We start from the raw sequence: 14,165 nt of genomic DNA on the forward strand, positions 1-14,165 counted from the left end.
GCGATCCGGAATCAAAGGCCGGCATGTCCGGCTTCTGGGAACTGCGTGAATGGCTCAATCGATGGTGGCGCCGGAGGCCTTGACCACCTTGCCCCATTTGTCGATCTCCCGGGTCAGGAACTGCGCCGTGGCGCCAGGCGCCGTCCATTCCGCGGCGAAGCCCTGCGTAGCGAACTTGGCGCGTACATCGTCCTGTTCAAGCACGGCCTTCAGCGCGCTGCTCAAGGTGGCGATCACGGCCTGTGGTGTCGCCGCCGGCGCGAGCAGGGCATTCCACGCGGTGGCTTCGTAGCCGGGCAGGCCAGCCTGCGCCATGGTGGGCACATCGGGCGCGGCGGGCGAGCGGGTCGCGCCGGTGATCGCCAGCGCGCGCAGCCGGCCCTCGCGCACGAAGGGCATGGCGGAGAGCATGGTGTCGAACATCACCGTGGCCTGCCCGCCCATCACATCGGTGAGCGCGGGCGCGCTGCCCTTGTACGGCACGTGGGTCATGTGCGTGCCCGCCATGCTGTTGAACAGTTCGGCGGCGAGGTGCGTGGACTGGCCGTTGCCGGAGCTGGCAAAGCTGACTTGTCCCGGCCTGGCCTTGGCCAGCGCGATCAGCTCCGCGACATTGGCCGCCGGCGTGGCGGGCGCCGTGACCAGCACCAGCGGGCCGCGCGTCAGCAGCGAGACCGGGGCGAAGTCCTTCTGCGTGTTGTAGCCGGGCTTGGTGAACAGCGTCATGTTGATAGCGTGCGCCGTGGTCGCCACCAGCAGCGTGTAGCCATCCGGCGCGGCCTTCGCGGTGGCCTCGGCACCGATATTGCCGCCCGCGCCGGGCCGGTTCTCGATCACCACGGGCTGCTTGAGCTGCGCCGACAATTTCTGCCCGACCACGCGCGCCACGATGTCGGTGGGGCCGCCGGGCGGGTAGGGCACAACCAGCCGCACCGGACGCGTCGGCCAGTCCTGCGCGCGTGCGCCGGGCGCCGCCAGCAGTACGGCGGCCATTGCCATCGCGCCCATCAGCAGGGCGCGCGCGGGCCGCCGAAGCGGCAAGGTTCGGACCATGTTGGTCTCCTGGGTGTCGATGTGTGTTGCTGCGTCGAGCTATGTCGTGCTGCGTCGTGTTACGCCGTGTCATGCCGTGTCATGCCGTGTCATGCCGGGCCATGCGGCTACTCGCGCTGGAAACGCAGCAGCGTGCGCTCGCTATGGCGCATGAATCCCGCGCGCACGCGCTCGCCGATCGTCACGCCGGGCTCGGCATGCGCCATGACGCGCGGGCCTTCGTCAAGCGTGGCCAGCACCAGCGTGTAAGGCGCCAGCGCGCGGAAATCCTCGGTGGGCGCGCGTGCGACTTCGGTGACGCTGTGCACGGTAGCGCTGCCCGTGGCGTCGCGCCACGCCAGCCGCGTGCTGCCGCAAGCGCGGCACGCATGGCGCTGCAGCGGTTGCCACGCAGCGCAGTCCTCGCACGCCTGATAGCGCACCACGCCTGCGTCGAGGCCTGCCTGATAGGGATGGTCAGTGCTCATGGCGATGTCCTTGGCGAAGGCGCGAAGCGGCGGGTATTGCAAGCGTTCTCATGCTGCCTCCAGCACCAGGCTCACGTGCGAGGACAACACCCCGCCATCCGCGTGAAACAGCGCACGCTTGCGCGGCGGCAACTGGCGCGCACCAGCCTTGCCCGCAAGCTGCCGCGTGGCTTCCGCCAGATGCATCAGCCCGCCGGCCACGCCCGAGTGCCCGAAGGCAAGCAGGCCGCCGTGCGTGTTGAGCGGCAACGCGCCGCCGCGCGCAAAGTCGCCTGCCGCAAGCCGCTGCGGCGAGCCGCCGCGCGCGGCGATGCCAAGCTCTTCCAGCAGCATGGCCAGCGTGATCGTGAACGAGTCGTAGATCGCCAGGTAGTCGATCTGCCCGATCGTATTGCCCGCTTGCGCGAGCGCACGCCGCGCGGCGTCGGCGGCGCCGGTAGCCAGCACGCTGTCGAGCGCGCACAGATGCTGGTGGCGATGCGCCTGTCCCGCACCGGTGATGCGCACGGGTGTGCCGCCGCCCGGCTCGGCGGACACCACCAGCGCCACCGCGCCATCGGAGATCGGGCAGCAGTCCGACAACCGCAGTGGCGTGGCGATGGGCTTGGCGGCGCGTGCCGCATCCAGCGTGAGCGGTTCGCGCAGGTGCGCATCGGGGTGTCCCGCCGCGTGCTCGCGCATCAGCACCGCGAAGCCGCTGAGCGCGTCGGCGTGCATGCCGGTCTCGGCCAGATAGCGCGAGGCCAGCAGCGCGTAGTAAGCCGGCACGGAGGCGCCGTTGGGCACTTCCATGTCCGGCTCGCCAACCTGGGCCAGCGTCTGGATGGACTGGTCGCGGCTCTGGCCGGAGAGGCGGTTCTCGCCGGCCACCACCAGCACGTTGCGGCAGCGCCCGGCGCCCACCAGCTCGCGCGCCAGCATGACCATCACGCCGCCGGTGGCGCCGCCGGAGGCCACGCCGTGCGCGTAGGCGGGATCGAGCGAAGCGTACTCGCAAAAGCGCGTGGCCAGCATCAGGTGCGGCAGCGTGGTGGCGTAGCCGCACAGCACGCCGTCGATGTCGGCGCGGGCCAGGCCCGCGTCGGCCAGCGCGGCGTCGGCGGCCTGCGCCATCAGCGGCAGCGGCGTGCTGCCCTCGACGCGGCCAAAGCGCGTATTGCCCGCGCCGCGCAGGTAAGCTGCGTGCGGCATGTCGTCTCGCTTCACCGTCACCGCTTCACCGTTTCAGCAGCGGGCACTGCGACTTGGCCACCGGCATGAAGGCCTGGTCGCCGGGCACCGTGGCCAGCAGCTTGTAGTAGTCCCACGGGTACTTCGATTCCGCCGGCGTCTTGACCTCGAACAGGTACATGTCGTGGATCATGCGGCCGTCCTCGCGGATGCGGCCGTTCTTGGCGAAGAAGTCGTTGATCGGCATCGCCTTCATCTGCTTCATGACGGCAGCGGTTTCGTCGGTGCCCGCGGCCTGGATCGCCTTGAGGTAATGCATCACCGACGAATAGGTGCCGGCCTGGCTCATGTTCGGCATCTTCTTGAGCTTCTCGAAGTAGCGGCGCGACCACGCGCGCGTGGCGTCGTTCATGTCCCAGTAGAAGCCTTCGGTCAGCAGCAGCCCGGATGCGGTCTTCAGGCCGATGGCGTGGATGTCGTTGATGTACAGCAGCAGCCCCGCCATGCGCTGGGCGCCGCCCTTGGTCAGGCCGAACTCGCTGGCCGCCTTGATGGCGTTGACGGCGTCGCCGCCGGCGTTGGCCAGGCCCACCACCTGTGCCTTGCTGGCCTGGGCCTGCAGCAGGTAGGAGGCAAAATCGCTGGCGCCGATGGGATGGCGCGCCGCGCCAAGCACCTTGCCGCCGGTCTCGTTGATCACGGTGGTGGCGGATTCCTGCAGCGTGTGGCCGAAGGCGTAGTCCGCGGTCAGGAAGAACCACGTCTTGCCGCCGCGCTGCACCACCGCGCGCGCGGTGGAATTGGCCAGCGCGTAGGTGTCATAGGCGTAATGCACCGAGACCGGCGTGCACAGGTCGTTGGTGATGCGCTCGGTGCCGGGGCCGGAGAACACCACGATCTTGTTCTTCTGCTTGGCGACCTCCAGCACCGCCAGCGCCGGTGCCGAGGCGGCCACGTCCAGGATGGCGTCGACGTGGCCCGTATCGAACCATTCGCGCGCCTTGCTGGCGGCGATGTCGGCCTTGTTCTGGTGGTCGGCCACCACCAGCTCGATCTTCTTGCCCAGCACCTTGCCGCCAAAATCGTCGATGGCCATCTGCGCGGCGGTGGCGCTGCCGCGCCCGGTCACGTCGGCGTACAGGCCGCTCATGTCGAGGATCAGGCCGATCTTGACCTCGTCATCGGAAATGCCGGCCTTGGCCGGCTGCGCATTGGCCTGTCCTGCGCCGCACAGCAGCGCGGCGGCGATGGCGAGCGCGCCCAGCGGGCGGCGCAGCAGCGAGTGGTTTCGGTTCATGGTGGTCTCCTCCAGCTTTGTCTTGTTGGCGTGCTTTCTTGTTGGTGCCTACACGGTAGCGATCGGTGTGGTGGGCGAGCCCACCGCGCCCGGCAGCCGCAGCGGCGGCGCGGTCAGCATGAAGCGCGAGCGCTGGTTGGCACGCAGCCACTGCGCGAGCTCCTTCAGGTACCAGAGCTCGCCCAGCGGCAGGCCGAGCTTGAACAGGCAGTGATGGTGCAGCGGCAGCAGCGGATGATTCGGCTGGTCGGCCGGCGCGGGCCGCGCGGGATAGCGCTCCACCGCATAGTTGTCGGCGATCAGCGCGGCGATGCCCGCATCGGTGATCCAGTTCAGCAGGCGGTCGTCGCGGCCGTCGAGCGCGCAACAGCTGTGATGCAGCACGGCTTCGTCCGGCTCACGCTGCATCGACAGCACCACTTCGGCAAAGCCCGTGCGCAGCAACAGCATGTCGCCGGGCTCCACCTCCACCCGGTCGGCCTCCAGCACGTGCATCAGGTCGTCGTAGCCCACGTTGCGGAAATCCTGGCCAAAGGCATTGGCCAGGTCCACCAGCACGCCGCGCCCCTGCATGCCCTTGACGGCGAAGTTCTCGATGCCGAGCGCGCGCGCCTCGCTGTGGTCGTGGCCGCAGGCGTGCGCGGCAAAGTGATCGTCCTCCGCGTAGTCCACCGGGCCCACGATGTGCTCGTTGGCGCGATAGCCGTTGTAGTAGACGCGCTCCGGGCGGCCATCGCCATCCGCATCGAACAGCGCGCCCACATGGGCGAGCGAGTCCCACTGCGTGGAATACTGCAGCGACAGCAGCACCTGGTCGTCGCTGATCACATCGGTGGCGGTTGGGTTGACCTTGGCCAGCGGGAAGTTCACATAGGGAATGTCGTCGCGGAAGGTGGGGCGCAGCACCGGCGGATGGCGGCGCGGGTTGAGCTTGTTGCCGCCGGGATAATCCAGCGGCAGCGACAGGCAGAACGACAGCCCGGCTTGTATCTCGCGCGCGCCCTTGCGCACCTGCTCGGCGCCGATCAGGTTGACGCGGCCAAGCTGGTCGTCGGGGCCGAAATCGCCCCAGTTGGAACCTTGTGGTCGTTGCTTCCAGCGCATGCTCAATGTCTCCGGTTACAGGTCGGTCGTGGTGGTTCGCTGCGTCTTGCGCGCAGTCGGGATCTTGGCCGTTGGTGTGGCGCTGGCCAGGGTGGCGTTGCGCCGGCGTGCCGCCGCCGAGTTGGGCGCCGGCGGCGTCCAGGCGGCGCAGACGGTTTCGGCTTCGCGGCGCAGCGCGCGCGCGAGCGCGGGCTCGCGTTCGGTGATGCGCTCATTGAGCGCGGCGATGCTGATGGCGCCAAGCGGGTAGCCATCCGGGTCCGGCAGCGCAACGGCAATGCCGCCCATGCGCTCCACCACCACATCCAGCAGTACCGCGTAGCCGCGCGCGCGGGTGGCCTCCACCTCGCGCAGCAGCATCGCCGCGCTGATGCGCGGATAGCGCTTGAGCGCGGGCGCGATGGCGTGCAAGGTGGCTTCCACCTCGGCATCGGGCAGCGCTGCCAGCAGCGCCAGGCTGCCCGCGCCGACGCCAAGCGGGCGCCGGCTGCCCACGTCGAGGTAGTTCGCGCGGATCGGGAAGGTGCCGGGGCGCAGTTCCAGGCAGACGGATTCCCAGCCGCTTGGCACGGACAGGATGGTGGTGTCCTCGAAGGCTTGGGCAAGCCGGATCAACGCCGGCCGCACGCTGGCGCGCGGGTCGATGCGGCGCACGCTGGCCGCGCGCAGCGCCAGCCATTCGGGGCCCAGCGTGAACGCCTTGGTGTCGGGGTCACGCTCGATAAAGCCTTCGGCCGCCAGCGTGTCCAGCAGGCGCAGGGCCGAGGCCTTGTCGACGCCAGCCGCCACGGCCAGGTCGGTCAGGCGCGTATTGCGCGCGTCCGACAGCACGCGCAGCAGCCTGCAGGCCTTCTGGAGGGAGGTAGTCGGTACCGTCACGCGAGCGCACTCCGGAGTCGGCCGATTTCGGAGAATGAAACCGGTTTTTGGGTTATAGGCTTCCACGTGTGCCTCGTCATTCTGCACTGCATCAAAGTTTTGCCCGATGAAATTCGCGCAAAGCCGCGCCAGTCGGGCGTTCGCGGTGGTTCCCGGGGCGTGAGCCGGGCTGCCATCCCGCAAAAACGGGTTGCCCGATTAGGCTCACCCTGGCGACTTCCGCTATCCTTGGCGGCGATTCGCCGCGCCAGCATGGCTCGCGACCCCCGATTTTTGCCCAATGCGATCCCCACGTCCCCAAGGAAACACCATGGTTTGCCGAGCCCGCCGCCTTGCCGCGCTGCTCATCCTGAGCACTGCCGCAGCCGCCGCCCAGGCCGTGCCACCGGCCGCCGCAACCGCTGCAACCGCCGCGGCCCCCGCCAACGAACGCTTCCAGGTGGTGGGCCTTGAGAAACCCGCCAGCATCCTGATCGATCGCTGGGGCGTGCCGCATATCTACGCCAACACGCTGTACGACGCCTTCTATGCGCAAGGCTTCATGGCCGCGCGCGACCGCCTGTGGCAGATCGACTTGTGGCGCAAGCGTGGCCTGGGCGAGATGGCCAAGGACTTTGGGCCGGCCTATGTGGAAGGGGACCGCATGGCGCGCGCCGTGCTGTTCCGCGGCGACATGTACCGCGAGTGGCTGGCCTATGGCTCGGATGCCAAGCGCGTGGCGGAGGCGTTCGTGGCCGGCGTGAACGCCTACGTGGCGCAGACGGAGAGCAGGCCGGACTTGCTGCCGCCGGAGTTTCGCGTGCTGAACTACAAGCCCGCGCGCTGGCGTGCGGAAGACATCGTGCGCATCCGCCATCACGGGCTCACGCTCAATGTCATGGGCGAGGTCAATCGCGCGCAGGTCTACTGCCAGGTCAAGCCCGATGCCGCCCGCACCGACTGGGTGCAGCGCGAGCTGGATCCGCCGATCCAGCCCAAGCTGCCGGACGGCCTCGACCCCTGCGCGCTGCCGACCGTGGAGCTGCGCCGCGCCTATGAGCTCGCCACTGCCGCGCCGCGCTTCCCGAAAGAGTGGTGGGCTTCGGCCAAGGCGCAGGGCATCCCGCACGAAGCGTTGTATGCGGTGCTTGACACCAACAGCGACACCGCGCGCAGCCTCGGCTCCAACAACTGGGTGATCTCGGGCTCGCGCACCAGCACCGGCCGCCCCATCCTGGCCAATGACCCGCACCGCGCGCACGGCGCGCCCAGCCTGCGCTACATCAGCCACCTGAACGCGCCGGGGATGTCGGTGATCGGAGCCGGGGAGCCGTTCCTGCCGGGGATCTCGATCGGGCACAACGACAACATCGGTTTCGGCCTGACCCGCTTCTACATGGATCAGGAAGATCTCTACGTCTACGAGACCAACCCGGCGCAGCCGCACGAGTACAAGTACCGCGGCCGTTGGGAACCGATGGAAACCGTGACCGAAGAGATCGCCGTCAAGGGCGAGGCCACGCCGCGCAAGGTCAGCCTGGACTTCACCCGCCACGGCCCGGTGCTGGTCACCGATGCCAAGGGCAACCACGCCTATGCGCTGCGCGCGGCCTGGCTGGACCTGGGCATGGCGCCGTACTTCGGCTCCATGGACTACATGCGCTCCCAGAACTGGGACCAGTTCCGCGCGGCGATGAACCGCTGGGGCGCCCCCGGCGAGAACCAGGTCTACGCCGACCGCGAAGGCAACATCGGCTGGATCCCTGGTGGCCTGACCGTCATCCGCCCCAACTGGGACGGCCTGACGCCGGTGCCTGGCGACGGCCGCTACGAATGGGCGGGCTACCGCAACATGGATGAGCTGCCGTGGGCCTACAATCCGGCCGCCGGCTATGTGGTGACCGCCAACGAGAACAACATTCCGCCCCACCACCCCGCAGCCAAGATGGGCGTGGGCTACGAATGGAGCGACACGGCGCGCGCGCGGCGGCTCAAGAGCCTGGCGGCGGCGAACCCGCATTCCTCGGTGGCGGACAGCATGGCGTGGCAGAACGACACCACCTCGCTGCCGGCGCTGCGCGCGGTGGCGTTGCTGGCCAATGTACGCACCGAGGACGCCCAGGCGCGGCGGGGACTCGACCTGCTGCGCGGCTGGGACGGCAACGAGCGCGCCGACAGCGCGCCGGCGGCGTTGTTCGAAGTCTGGTTCAGCAAGTACCTTCGCCCGGCGGTGGTGCGCGCGGCGTTGTCGCCGGAAGGCGCCAAGCTTGCGGGCTACGGCGACGCCAGCCGCGTGCTGGCCGTGCTGGAAAAGCCCGAGCCGTGGATGCCGGTGGAGCGCCGCAACGAAGTCATCGTGGCCTCGCTCAAGAGCGCCATGGCGGAAGTGGAACGCAAGCTCGGCCCGGACCCTAAAGCCTGGCAATGGGGCAAGCTGCATACCGCGGTGTTCAATCATCCGCTCGACCCGCTGCTGGACAACGCGGCGCGCCAGCGCTACGACGTCAACGCCGGGCCGATCGGCGGGTCCTCCTTCACGCCGATGAACACGAGCTACCGCAATAGCGACTACCAGCTCACCGCGGGCGCGTCGTTCCGCATGGTGCTGGACGTGGGCAACTGGGATGCCTCGCGCGTGGTCAATGCACCCGGGCAATCCGGCAATCCCACCAGCCCGCACTATCGCGACCTGGCGCAGATGTGGGCGAGGGGCGACTACTTCCCGCTGCTCTACACGCGCAAGGCGGTGGAGAAGGAGACGCGGGAGAAGGTGGAGCTGGTGCCGCAGTAAACCTGCGGCAGACGCATATGGCTCGCGCCTGGCTGCGGCGCCATCTCCAGCACGCGCGCCGCATCAGGCATGTGGCGCGCCGGCCCGCGCTATGACAAACTGGCTGGCTATCATCAGCCCGAGCCACCATGGAAACGTTGGTCATTCGCCGAGCCGGCACCGAAGACGCTGCCGCCATCAGCGCACTTGCCATGAGCGTCGCCCACTATTTCACGATCGAGGCATCCGGGGTCGGGGCGGAGGACTTTCTTGCCAGCCTCTCGCCGGATGCGATCGCCGGATATGTCGCCAGCCCGCGCTTCCACTATCTGGTTGCCTGTCGCGGCGAGCAGCTGGCCGGCATCCTTGCGATGCGTGATGTCAGCCACCTCTTTCACCTGTTCGTCGCTCCACAGATGCATCGGAGCGGCGTTGCCGGAGCCCTCTGGCAAGCCGCCTGCCAGGCCGCGATCGCCACCGGCGCAGTGCGTGAATTCACCGTCAATTCGAGCCCGTTCGCAACCGTGGTGTACGAGCGCTTCGGCTTCCAGGCTATCGGCCCCCGCGCGCAGACGAAAGGCATTGCCTATGTGCCGATGCGCCTGGTGCTCGAGGACGCCAGGCGCTAGCCCACGTACCAGAGAATGCTGACAAACTGGCAGGCGCTGCCGGCCAGCACGAACAGGTGCCAGATGCCGTGGAAGTGCCGCACCTTTTCGTCGAACAGGAAGAACCCGATGCCGGCCGTATAGAGCGCGCCGCCCGCCACCAGCCAGTACAGGCCGGCGGCCGGCAGCGCCGCCACCAGCGGGCCAAAGGCAAACAGCACCAGCCAGCCCATCAGTACATAGATCAGCAGCGAGAACACGCGCGTGCGGTGGCCAATCAACAGCTCCTGCGCGATGCCGATCACCGCCAGTCCCCAGTTCACCCCGAACAGCGTCCAGCCCCAGGGCCCGCGCAGCGTGACCAGCGCGAAGGGCGTATAGCTGCCGGCGATCAGCAGGTAGATGGCGCAGTAATCGAGCCGCCGCAGGATGTCCTTGGGGCGGCCGCGCAGGCTGTGATAGAGCGTGGAGATGGTGTAGAGGAAGACCAGCGTGGCGCCGTAGACGACGGAGCTGACGACTTTCCAGGCGTCGTGGTAGAGAGCAGAGCTGGTGATAAGGACTGCCGTGCCGGCGGCGGCCAGGACGGCGCCCGCCAAATGGCTGTAGCCGTTGAAACGTTCTCCACGGTACATATTGTTCATTCTCCTGTAGTGGTCGCTGGTAGGGGCGATTGCAGGGGGCTTTGTTGCAGTGCGTTATCGGGGGTATTTTTGCATGGATTTCGAGGGGGCGTGGAAAGCGAGCCGTCGGGGCCTGCCGATGGGGCTCCCGGGATGGCATAACCATCTGCGAAACCATTCGTTCCCGGCCTGCGTGCCCACCGCTATCGTCTCGCCATCCAACCCTTAGCGAGACTCCCCATGCGTATCCCTTCGCCGCTGTTCAAGGCTGCCCTGACGCTGCTCACCGGCCTCACCGTGCTGGCTTCGAGCCACGCCATGGCGGACCGCCTGGATGACATCAAGAAGGCTGGCGTGCTGCGCGTGGGCGTGTTCGACGCGAACCCGCCGTTCGGCTTTGTCGAGGCCGGCAGTACCACCCCTGCTGGCCTGGACGTGGACTACGCCGCCGAGATCGCCCGGCGGCTGGGCGTGAAGCCTGAGTTCCGCGCGACCAACCCGGCTAACCGCATTGCGCTGCTGGCATCGCAGAAGGTAGACATCGTTGCCGCCAATTTCACCATCACCGATGAGCGCCGCCAGCAGATCGGCTTCTCCACGCCGTACTTCGCCAGCGGCTTGCAGTTCATCGCCAGGAAGGGCACGCTCAAGCAGCCGGACGACCTGAAGGCGTGGCGCCTGGGCGTGGACAAGGGCACCACGCAGGAGACCACGCTGCGGCAGAAGTACCCGGACGCCCGCGTGATTGCGTATGACGATTCCCCGCTGGCGCTGACCGCGCTGCGCAGCGGCGCGATCCAGGCGTTTGCGCAGGATGGCGCCAAGCTGGGCGCCTTGCTGGCGACGTTGCCCAACAAGGATCAGTTCGAGATTTCGTCGTTCACGCTGACGCGTGAGTACATGGGCGTGGGCGTTCCCAAGGGCGAGGACCGGCTGACCGCGGAGATCGATCGCATCCTGGCGGAGCTGGAGAAGAACGGCACGGCGGCGCGCATCTACGACAAGTGGTTCGGGCCGAAGAGCACGGCGCCGCTGGCGCGGGATTTCACGATTGGCAGCGCGCTGAAGTGAGGGCGGCTTCCTTCGTTTCCGGCCAGGGCTAGCCATGCAGGGGCAGGCGATCCTGCTGCAGTCGCTGCCGGCAAAGTACGTCGGCTGGATCGCGGCCGGCTTTGGCCTGACCGTGGCGCTGTCGGTGGCGGTGTTCGTGCTTGGCTGCGCGATTGCCGCCGGCTGGCTGGCACTTGTGCGCAGCCCGATCATGCCGCTGCGCCTGGCGGCGCGCGGCGCCGTCGGGTTCCTGCGCCGCACGCCGTTGCTGGTGCAGTTGTTCTTCTGGTATTTCGGCGCGGCGCAGCTGCTGGGCGAGGGCGCCATCGGCGCGCTATATGACTGGCAGGGATGGCGCATCGGCGGCTTGCACGTGCCCGCGCCTTCGCTGGAGGCGCTTGCGAGCCTGGCCGGCATCGGTCTTTACGCCAGTGCCTTCTATGCGCGCGAGTTCGAGGCGGGCCTTGCCAATGTGCCCGCGAGCCAGGGCGCGGCGGCGCTGGCGCTTGGCTTTACGCCCGCTGCCGCATTCTGGCGCGTGGTGCTGCCGCAGGCGCTGCGGGTTGCCGCGCGGCCGATGGTGGGGCAGTTCTGCCAGACCATCAAGAACACATCGCTGGCGATGGCGATCGGCTTTGCGGAGATGTCCTACACCGCCCGGCAGGTGGAGACCGACAGCCTGATGACCTTCCAGGCCTTCGGCCTGGCGACGCTGCTTTATGTTGCGCTGATCCTGTTGTTGCAGGCGGCGGCGCCGGTGCTGCTGCGCCGCCTGGGATGGACGGAGGCCGCGCGTGCCTGATGCCGATCTCTCCGGCTGGGCCGTCGTGCTCAGGCAGTTGCCCTACCTGCTGGCTGGCACATTCCCCAACGGTCCCCTGGCGGGCGCCGCGCTGACCTTGTGGATGGCGCTGCTGGCCTGCGCGGGTGCCACCGTGCTGGGCATTGGCGTTGCCGTGTTGCTTGACCTGGCGCCGGCACCGCTGGCGCGTGCCGTGCGCGCGCTGCTGGCCTGCCTGCGCGCGATTCCCGTGCTGATGCTGATCTTCTGGGCTTACTTCCTGCTGCCGATGCTGGCGGGCATTCACGTGGGCGAGGTGCAGACCGTGGTGCTGGCGCTCGCGCTGATCGGTGCGGCCTACATCGCGCAGGTCATGGCGGCGGGCTTCGACGCGATCGGGCGCGGCCAGCGCAATGCGGCGCTGGCGCTTGGCATGACGCCGTTGCAGGCACTCTGGCAGGTGGTGCTGCCGCAGACGCTGCGCGCCATGCTGCCGTCGCTGGGCAATGTGTGGGTGTCGCTGGCCAAGGATACGTCGCTGGCCTATATCGTGGGCGTGGTGGAGTTGTCGACCGTGGCAACGCAGGTCAACGGGCGCAGCGTGGGTTACGCGGCGCAGGTGTTCCTCGCCGTCGCATTGCTCTACTTCCTGATTTGCCTGGCGATCGAGAGCGTGGCGGCGCTGGCCTGCCGTGTGACGCAGCGCCCCGCCGCCATCACCGCGCGGCGGGGCCGGCCCGAAGCGCATGCGCTTCCACCTGCCCGGTCCAAGGCCCGGGGCCGGCATGTAGCGATCGGGCCCCGCTAGCTGCGGTGGCGGTGCGTTTCATCGTGCCGGTGCCACGCCCGCGCCTTGCGCCACGGCGGGTGCGGGCCGCGGCGTTGCCGGAGCGACCGGCGCCCTCGTTTGCGCGCTCGCCGGCGCTGCTGGCGCCACGGCGGCCGTGTGCTCCGACCAGCCTCCGCCAAGCGCCTTGTACAGCGCGACACGGCTCGTCAGGCGGGCCAGCCGGATGGTGGCCAGGGTTTGCTGCGCGGTATAGAGCTGGCGCTGGGCATCGAAGACCGCGAAATAGTCGTCCACGCCGTTCTTGAACCGCATCTCCGACAGGCGCTGGGTTTCGCTGGCTTCCTTGACCAGGGTTTCCTGCGCGGTGGCCTCCCGGTCATAGGTGCCGCGCGCGGCCAGGCCGTCTGCTACTTCGCGAAACGCGGTCTGGATCGTCTTTTCGTAGGCGGCGATATTGATGTCCTTCTGCACCTTGGAGGCATCGAGCCTGGCCTGGTTGCTGCCGGCATTGAAGATCGGCAGGGTGATCTGCGGGGCGAAGGTCCACGCGCCCATGCCTGCGGCGAACAGCCCTGCCAGATTGGTGCTGGCCGAGCCAACCGCGCCGGTCAGCGAGATGGTCGGGAAGAAGGCCGCCCGCGCGGCGCCGATGTCGGCGTTGGAGGCTTTCAGGCGGTGCTCGGCGGCCATGATGTCGGGCCTTTGCTGCAGCAATGCCGAGGGCAGGCCGGCTGGCAGTTCGGCAACGAGGCTGGTCGACTCGAAGGGTTCGGGCGGTGGCAGGTCTTGCGGCAGCGGGCCGCCGATCAGCAGGCTGATGGCATTCTCGTCCTGCGCGACCTGCCGCGTGTATTGCTCCACGCCCACGCGCGCGGTCTGCACCTGGGTTTCGGCGCGGTGCAGGTCCAGCTCTGCCATGGCGCCCGCGCGCTTGCTGCGCCCGATCATTTCGGCGGCGGCTTGCTGGCTCTTCAGCGTGTCCTCCGAGATTTGCAGCAGCACCTGGTCGGCGCGCCACGTCAGGTAGGCGCTGGCGACTTCGGCGACCAGGCTGATATGGGCGCTGCGGCGCGCTTCCTCCGTGGCGAGATATTGCTCGAGTGCCTCGTGCTTGAGGCTGCGCACGCGCCCGAAGAAGTCCAGTTCGAACGCGTTGAAGCCCACGCCCGCGCTGTATTGCGTGATGACCGCCGACTGCCCCGGCGCGCGCAGTTCGCTGGGCACGCGCTGGCTGAGCATGCCCGCGCTGGCACCGATCGCGGGGAATTGCGCGGCGCGCTGGATACGGTACTGGGCGCGTGCCTGTTCAATGGCGAGCGTGGCGACGCGCAGATCGCGGTTGTCGGCCAGCGCCAGTTCGATCAGGCGCCGCAGTCGCGCATCGACGAAAAAGTCCTGCCAGCCCAGGTCGGCCGCCGCCGTGCTGGTGTCGGCCGCCGCCGGCGCGCCGGCAGCGTATGCCGGGCCGGTGGGCCAGGCCTCTGGCACTGGCTGTGCGGGACGCTGGTACGTGGGCTCGAGGGTGCATGCGGCCAGCGCAAGCGGCAGGGCCATGCAGAGCGTGCGCAGCATAGGGGCGAGAGTCTTTTGCATG

General features: G+C 68.5%; 13 protein-coding genes. 5 read left to right on the top strand and 8 right to left on the bottom strand.

The annotated features are described in order from the left end of the window. Window positions 1-54: 54 nt before the first annotated feature. The 6 genes from ACX12D_RS30260 to ACX12D_RS30285 all read right to left on the bottom strand — a co-directional run bounded on the left by ACX12D_RS30260 (window position 55) and on the right by ACX12D_RS30285 (window position 5,970). Entirely contained in the window at window positions 55-1,053 is a 999-nt protein-coding gene (locus ACX12D_RS30260) for a tripartite tricarboxylate transporter substrate binding protein (protein WP_459374710.1), read from the bottom strand. A 107-nt stretch (window positions 1,054-1,160) separates the two neighbouring features. Next, window positions 1,161-1,520, bottom strand: a complete 360-nt coding sequence (locus ACX12D_RS30265; protein ID WP_459374711.1) for a Zn-ribbon domain-containing OB-fold protein — start codon at window positions 1,518-1,520, stop codon at window positions 1,161-1,163. A gap of 48 nt (window positions 1,521-1,568) precedes the next feature. After that, window positions 1,569-2,711, bottom strand: a complete 1,143-nt coding sequence (locus ACX12D_RS30270; protein WP_459374712.1) for a thiolase family protein — start codon at window positions 2,709-2,711, stop codon at window positions 1,569-1,571. 25 nt (window positions 2,712-2,736) lie between these two features. Further along, complete coding sequence (locus ACX12D_RS30275) at window positions 2,737-3,987, bottom strand: ABC transporter substrate-binding protein (RefSeq protein ID WP_441632459.1); 1,251 nt, start codon at window positions 3,985-3,987, stop codon at window positions 2,737-2,739. Between the two features lie 48 nt (window positions 3,988-4,035). Then, window positions 4,036-5,091 carry a cyclase family protein gene (locus tag ACX12D_RS30280; RefSeq protein WP_006159126.1) on the bottom strand — a complete coding sequence of 352 codons (1,056 nt, stop codon included), beginning with the start codon at window positions 5,089-5,091 and terminating at the stop codon, window positions 4,036-4,038. A 15-nt stretch (window positions 5,092-5,106) separates the two neighbouring features. Beyond that, window positions 5,107-5,970, bottom strand: coding sequence for an IclR family transcriptional regulator (locus ACX12D_RS30285; RefSeq protein WP_441632456.1), 864 nt, complete (start codon window positions 5,968-5,970; stop codon window positions 5,107-5,109). A gap of 310 nt (window positions 5,971-6,280) precedes the next feature. Here ACX12D_RS30285 and ACX12D_RS30290 point away from each other — a divergent pair, with 310 nt between their 5' ends. Both ACX12D_RS30290 and ACX12D_RS30295 read left to right on the top strand, forming a co-directional pair. After that, the gene (locus ACX12D_RS30290; RefSeq protein WP_459374713.1) at window positions 6,281-8,740 is read left to right on the top strand and encodes a penicillin acylase family protein; all 2,460 of its coding nucleotides are present in this window, start codon (window positions 6,281-6,283) and stop codon (window positions 8,738-8,740) included. Window positions 8,741-8,868: 128 nt separating this feature from the next. Next, window positions 8,869-9,348, top strand: coding sequence for a GNAT family N-acetyltransferase (locus tag ACX12D_RS30295; protein WP_459374714.1), 480 nt, complete (start codon window positions 8,869-8,871; stop codon window positions 9,346-9,348). Here ACX12D_RS30295 and trhA read toward each other — a convergent pair. Next, window positions 9,345-9,962: a PAQR family membrane homeostasis protein TrhA gene (gene trhA, locus ACX12D_RS30300; RefSeq protein WP_441632450.1), complete on the bottom strand. Its 618-nt coding sequence runs from the start codon at window positions 9,960-9,962 to the stop codon at window positions 9,345-9,347. The two genes, ACX12D_RS30295 and trhA, sit on opposite strands and share 4 nt — an antisense overlap. A gap of 228 nt (window positions 9,963-10,190) precedes the next feature. Between trhA and ACX12D_RS30305 the strand changes: the two genes are divergently transcribed. From ACX12D_RS30305 to ACX12D_RS30315, 3 genes are read left to right on the top strand one after another with little or no spacing between them, the layout of a single operon-like run. Then, entirely contained in the window at window positions 10,191-11,021 is an 831-nt protein-coding gene (locus ACX12D_RS30305) for an ABC transporter substrate-binding protein (protein WP_459374715.1), read from the top strand. Window positions 11,022-11,055: 34 nt separating this feature from the next. After that, window positions 11,056-11,802, top strand: coding sequence for an amino acid ABC transporter permease (locus ACX12D_RS30310; RefSeq protein ID WP_459374716.1), 747 nt, complete (start codon window positions 11,056-11,058; stop codon window positions 11,800-11,802). Continuing rightward, window positions 11,795-12,589 (top strand): amino acid ABC transporter permease, encoded by a 795-nt coding sequence (locus ACX12D_RS30315; protein WP_459374717.1) that lies wholly within the window; start codon window positions 11,795-11,797, stop codon window positions 12,587-12,589. The genes ACX12D_RS30310 and ACX12D_RS30315 overlap by 8 nt, the downstream gene beginning before the upstream one ends. Window positions 12,590-12,607: 18 nt before the next feature. On the opposite strand, the gene ACX12D_RS30320 is transcribed toward ACX12D_RS30315, so the two are convergent. Beyond that, the gene (locus tag ACX12D_RS30320) at window positions 12,608-14,164 is read right to left on the bottom strand and encodes an efflux transporter outer membrane subunit (protein WP_459374718.1); all 1,557 of its coding nucleotides are present in this window, start codon (window positions 14,162-14,164) and stop codon (window positions 12,608-12,610) included. Window position 14,165 lies beyond the last annotated feature (1 nt).

This window comes from Cupriavidus sp. PET2-C1 (genome assembly GCF_054515855.1).

Excerpts from the sequence above, each read along its gene's own strand:
- ACX12D_RS30260 (WP_459374710.1), bottom strand. The coding sequence starts at position 1,053 with ATGGTCCGAACCTTGCCGCTTCGGCGGCCCGCGCGCGCCCTGCTGATG.
- ACX12D_RS30265 (WP_459374711.1), bottom strand. The coding sequence starts at position 1,520 with ATGAGCACTGACCATCCCTATCAGGCAGGCCTCGACGCAGGCGTGGTG.
- ACX12D_RS30270 (WP_459374712.1), bottom strand. The coding sequence starts at position 2,711 with ATGCCGCACGCAGCTTACCTGCGCGGCGCGGGCAATACGCGCTTTGGC.
- ACX12D_RS30275 (WP_441632459.1), bottom strand. The coding sequence starts at position 3,987 with ATGAACCGAAACCACTCGCTGCTGCGCCGCCCGCTGGGCGCGCTCGCC.
- ACX12D_RS30280 (WP_006159126.1), bottom strand. The coding sequence starts at position 5,091 with ATGCGCTGGAAGCAACGACCACAAGGTTCCAACTGGGGCGATTTCGGC.
- ACX12D_RS30290 (WP_459374713.1), top strand. The coding sequence starts at position 6,281 with ATGGTTTGCCGAGCCCGCCGCCTTGCCGCGCTGCTCATCCTGAGCACT.
- ACX12D_RS30295 (WP_459374714.1), top strand. The coding sequence starts at position 8,869 with ATGGAAACGTTGGTCATTCGCCGAGCCGGCACCGAAGACGCTGCCGCC.
- trhA (WP_441632450.1), bottom strand. The coding sequence starts at position 9,962 with ATGTACCGTGGAGAACGTTTCAACGGCTACAGCCATTTGGCGGGCGCC.
- ACX12D_RS30305 (WP_459374715.1), top strand. The coding sequence starts at position 10,191 with ATGCGTATCCCTTCGCCGCTGTTCAAGGCTGCCCTGACGCTGCTCACC.
- ACX12D_RS30310 (WP_459374716.1), top strand. The coding sequence starts at position 11,056 with ATGCAGGGGCAGGCGATCCTGCTGCAGTCGCTGCCGGCAAAGTACGTC.
- ACX12D_RS30320 (WP_459374718.1), bottom strand. The coding sequence starts at position 14,164 with ATGCAAAAGACTCTCGCCCCTATGCTGCGCACGCTCTGCATGGCCCTG.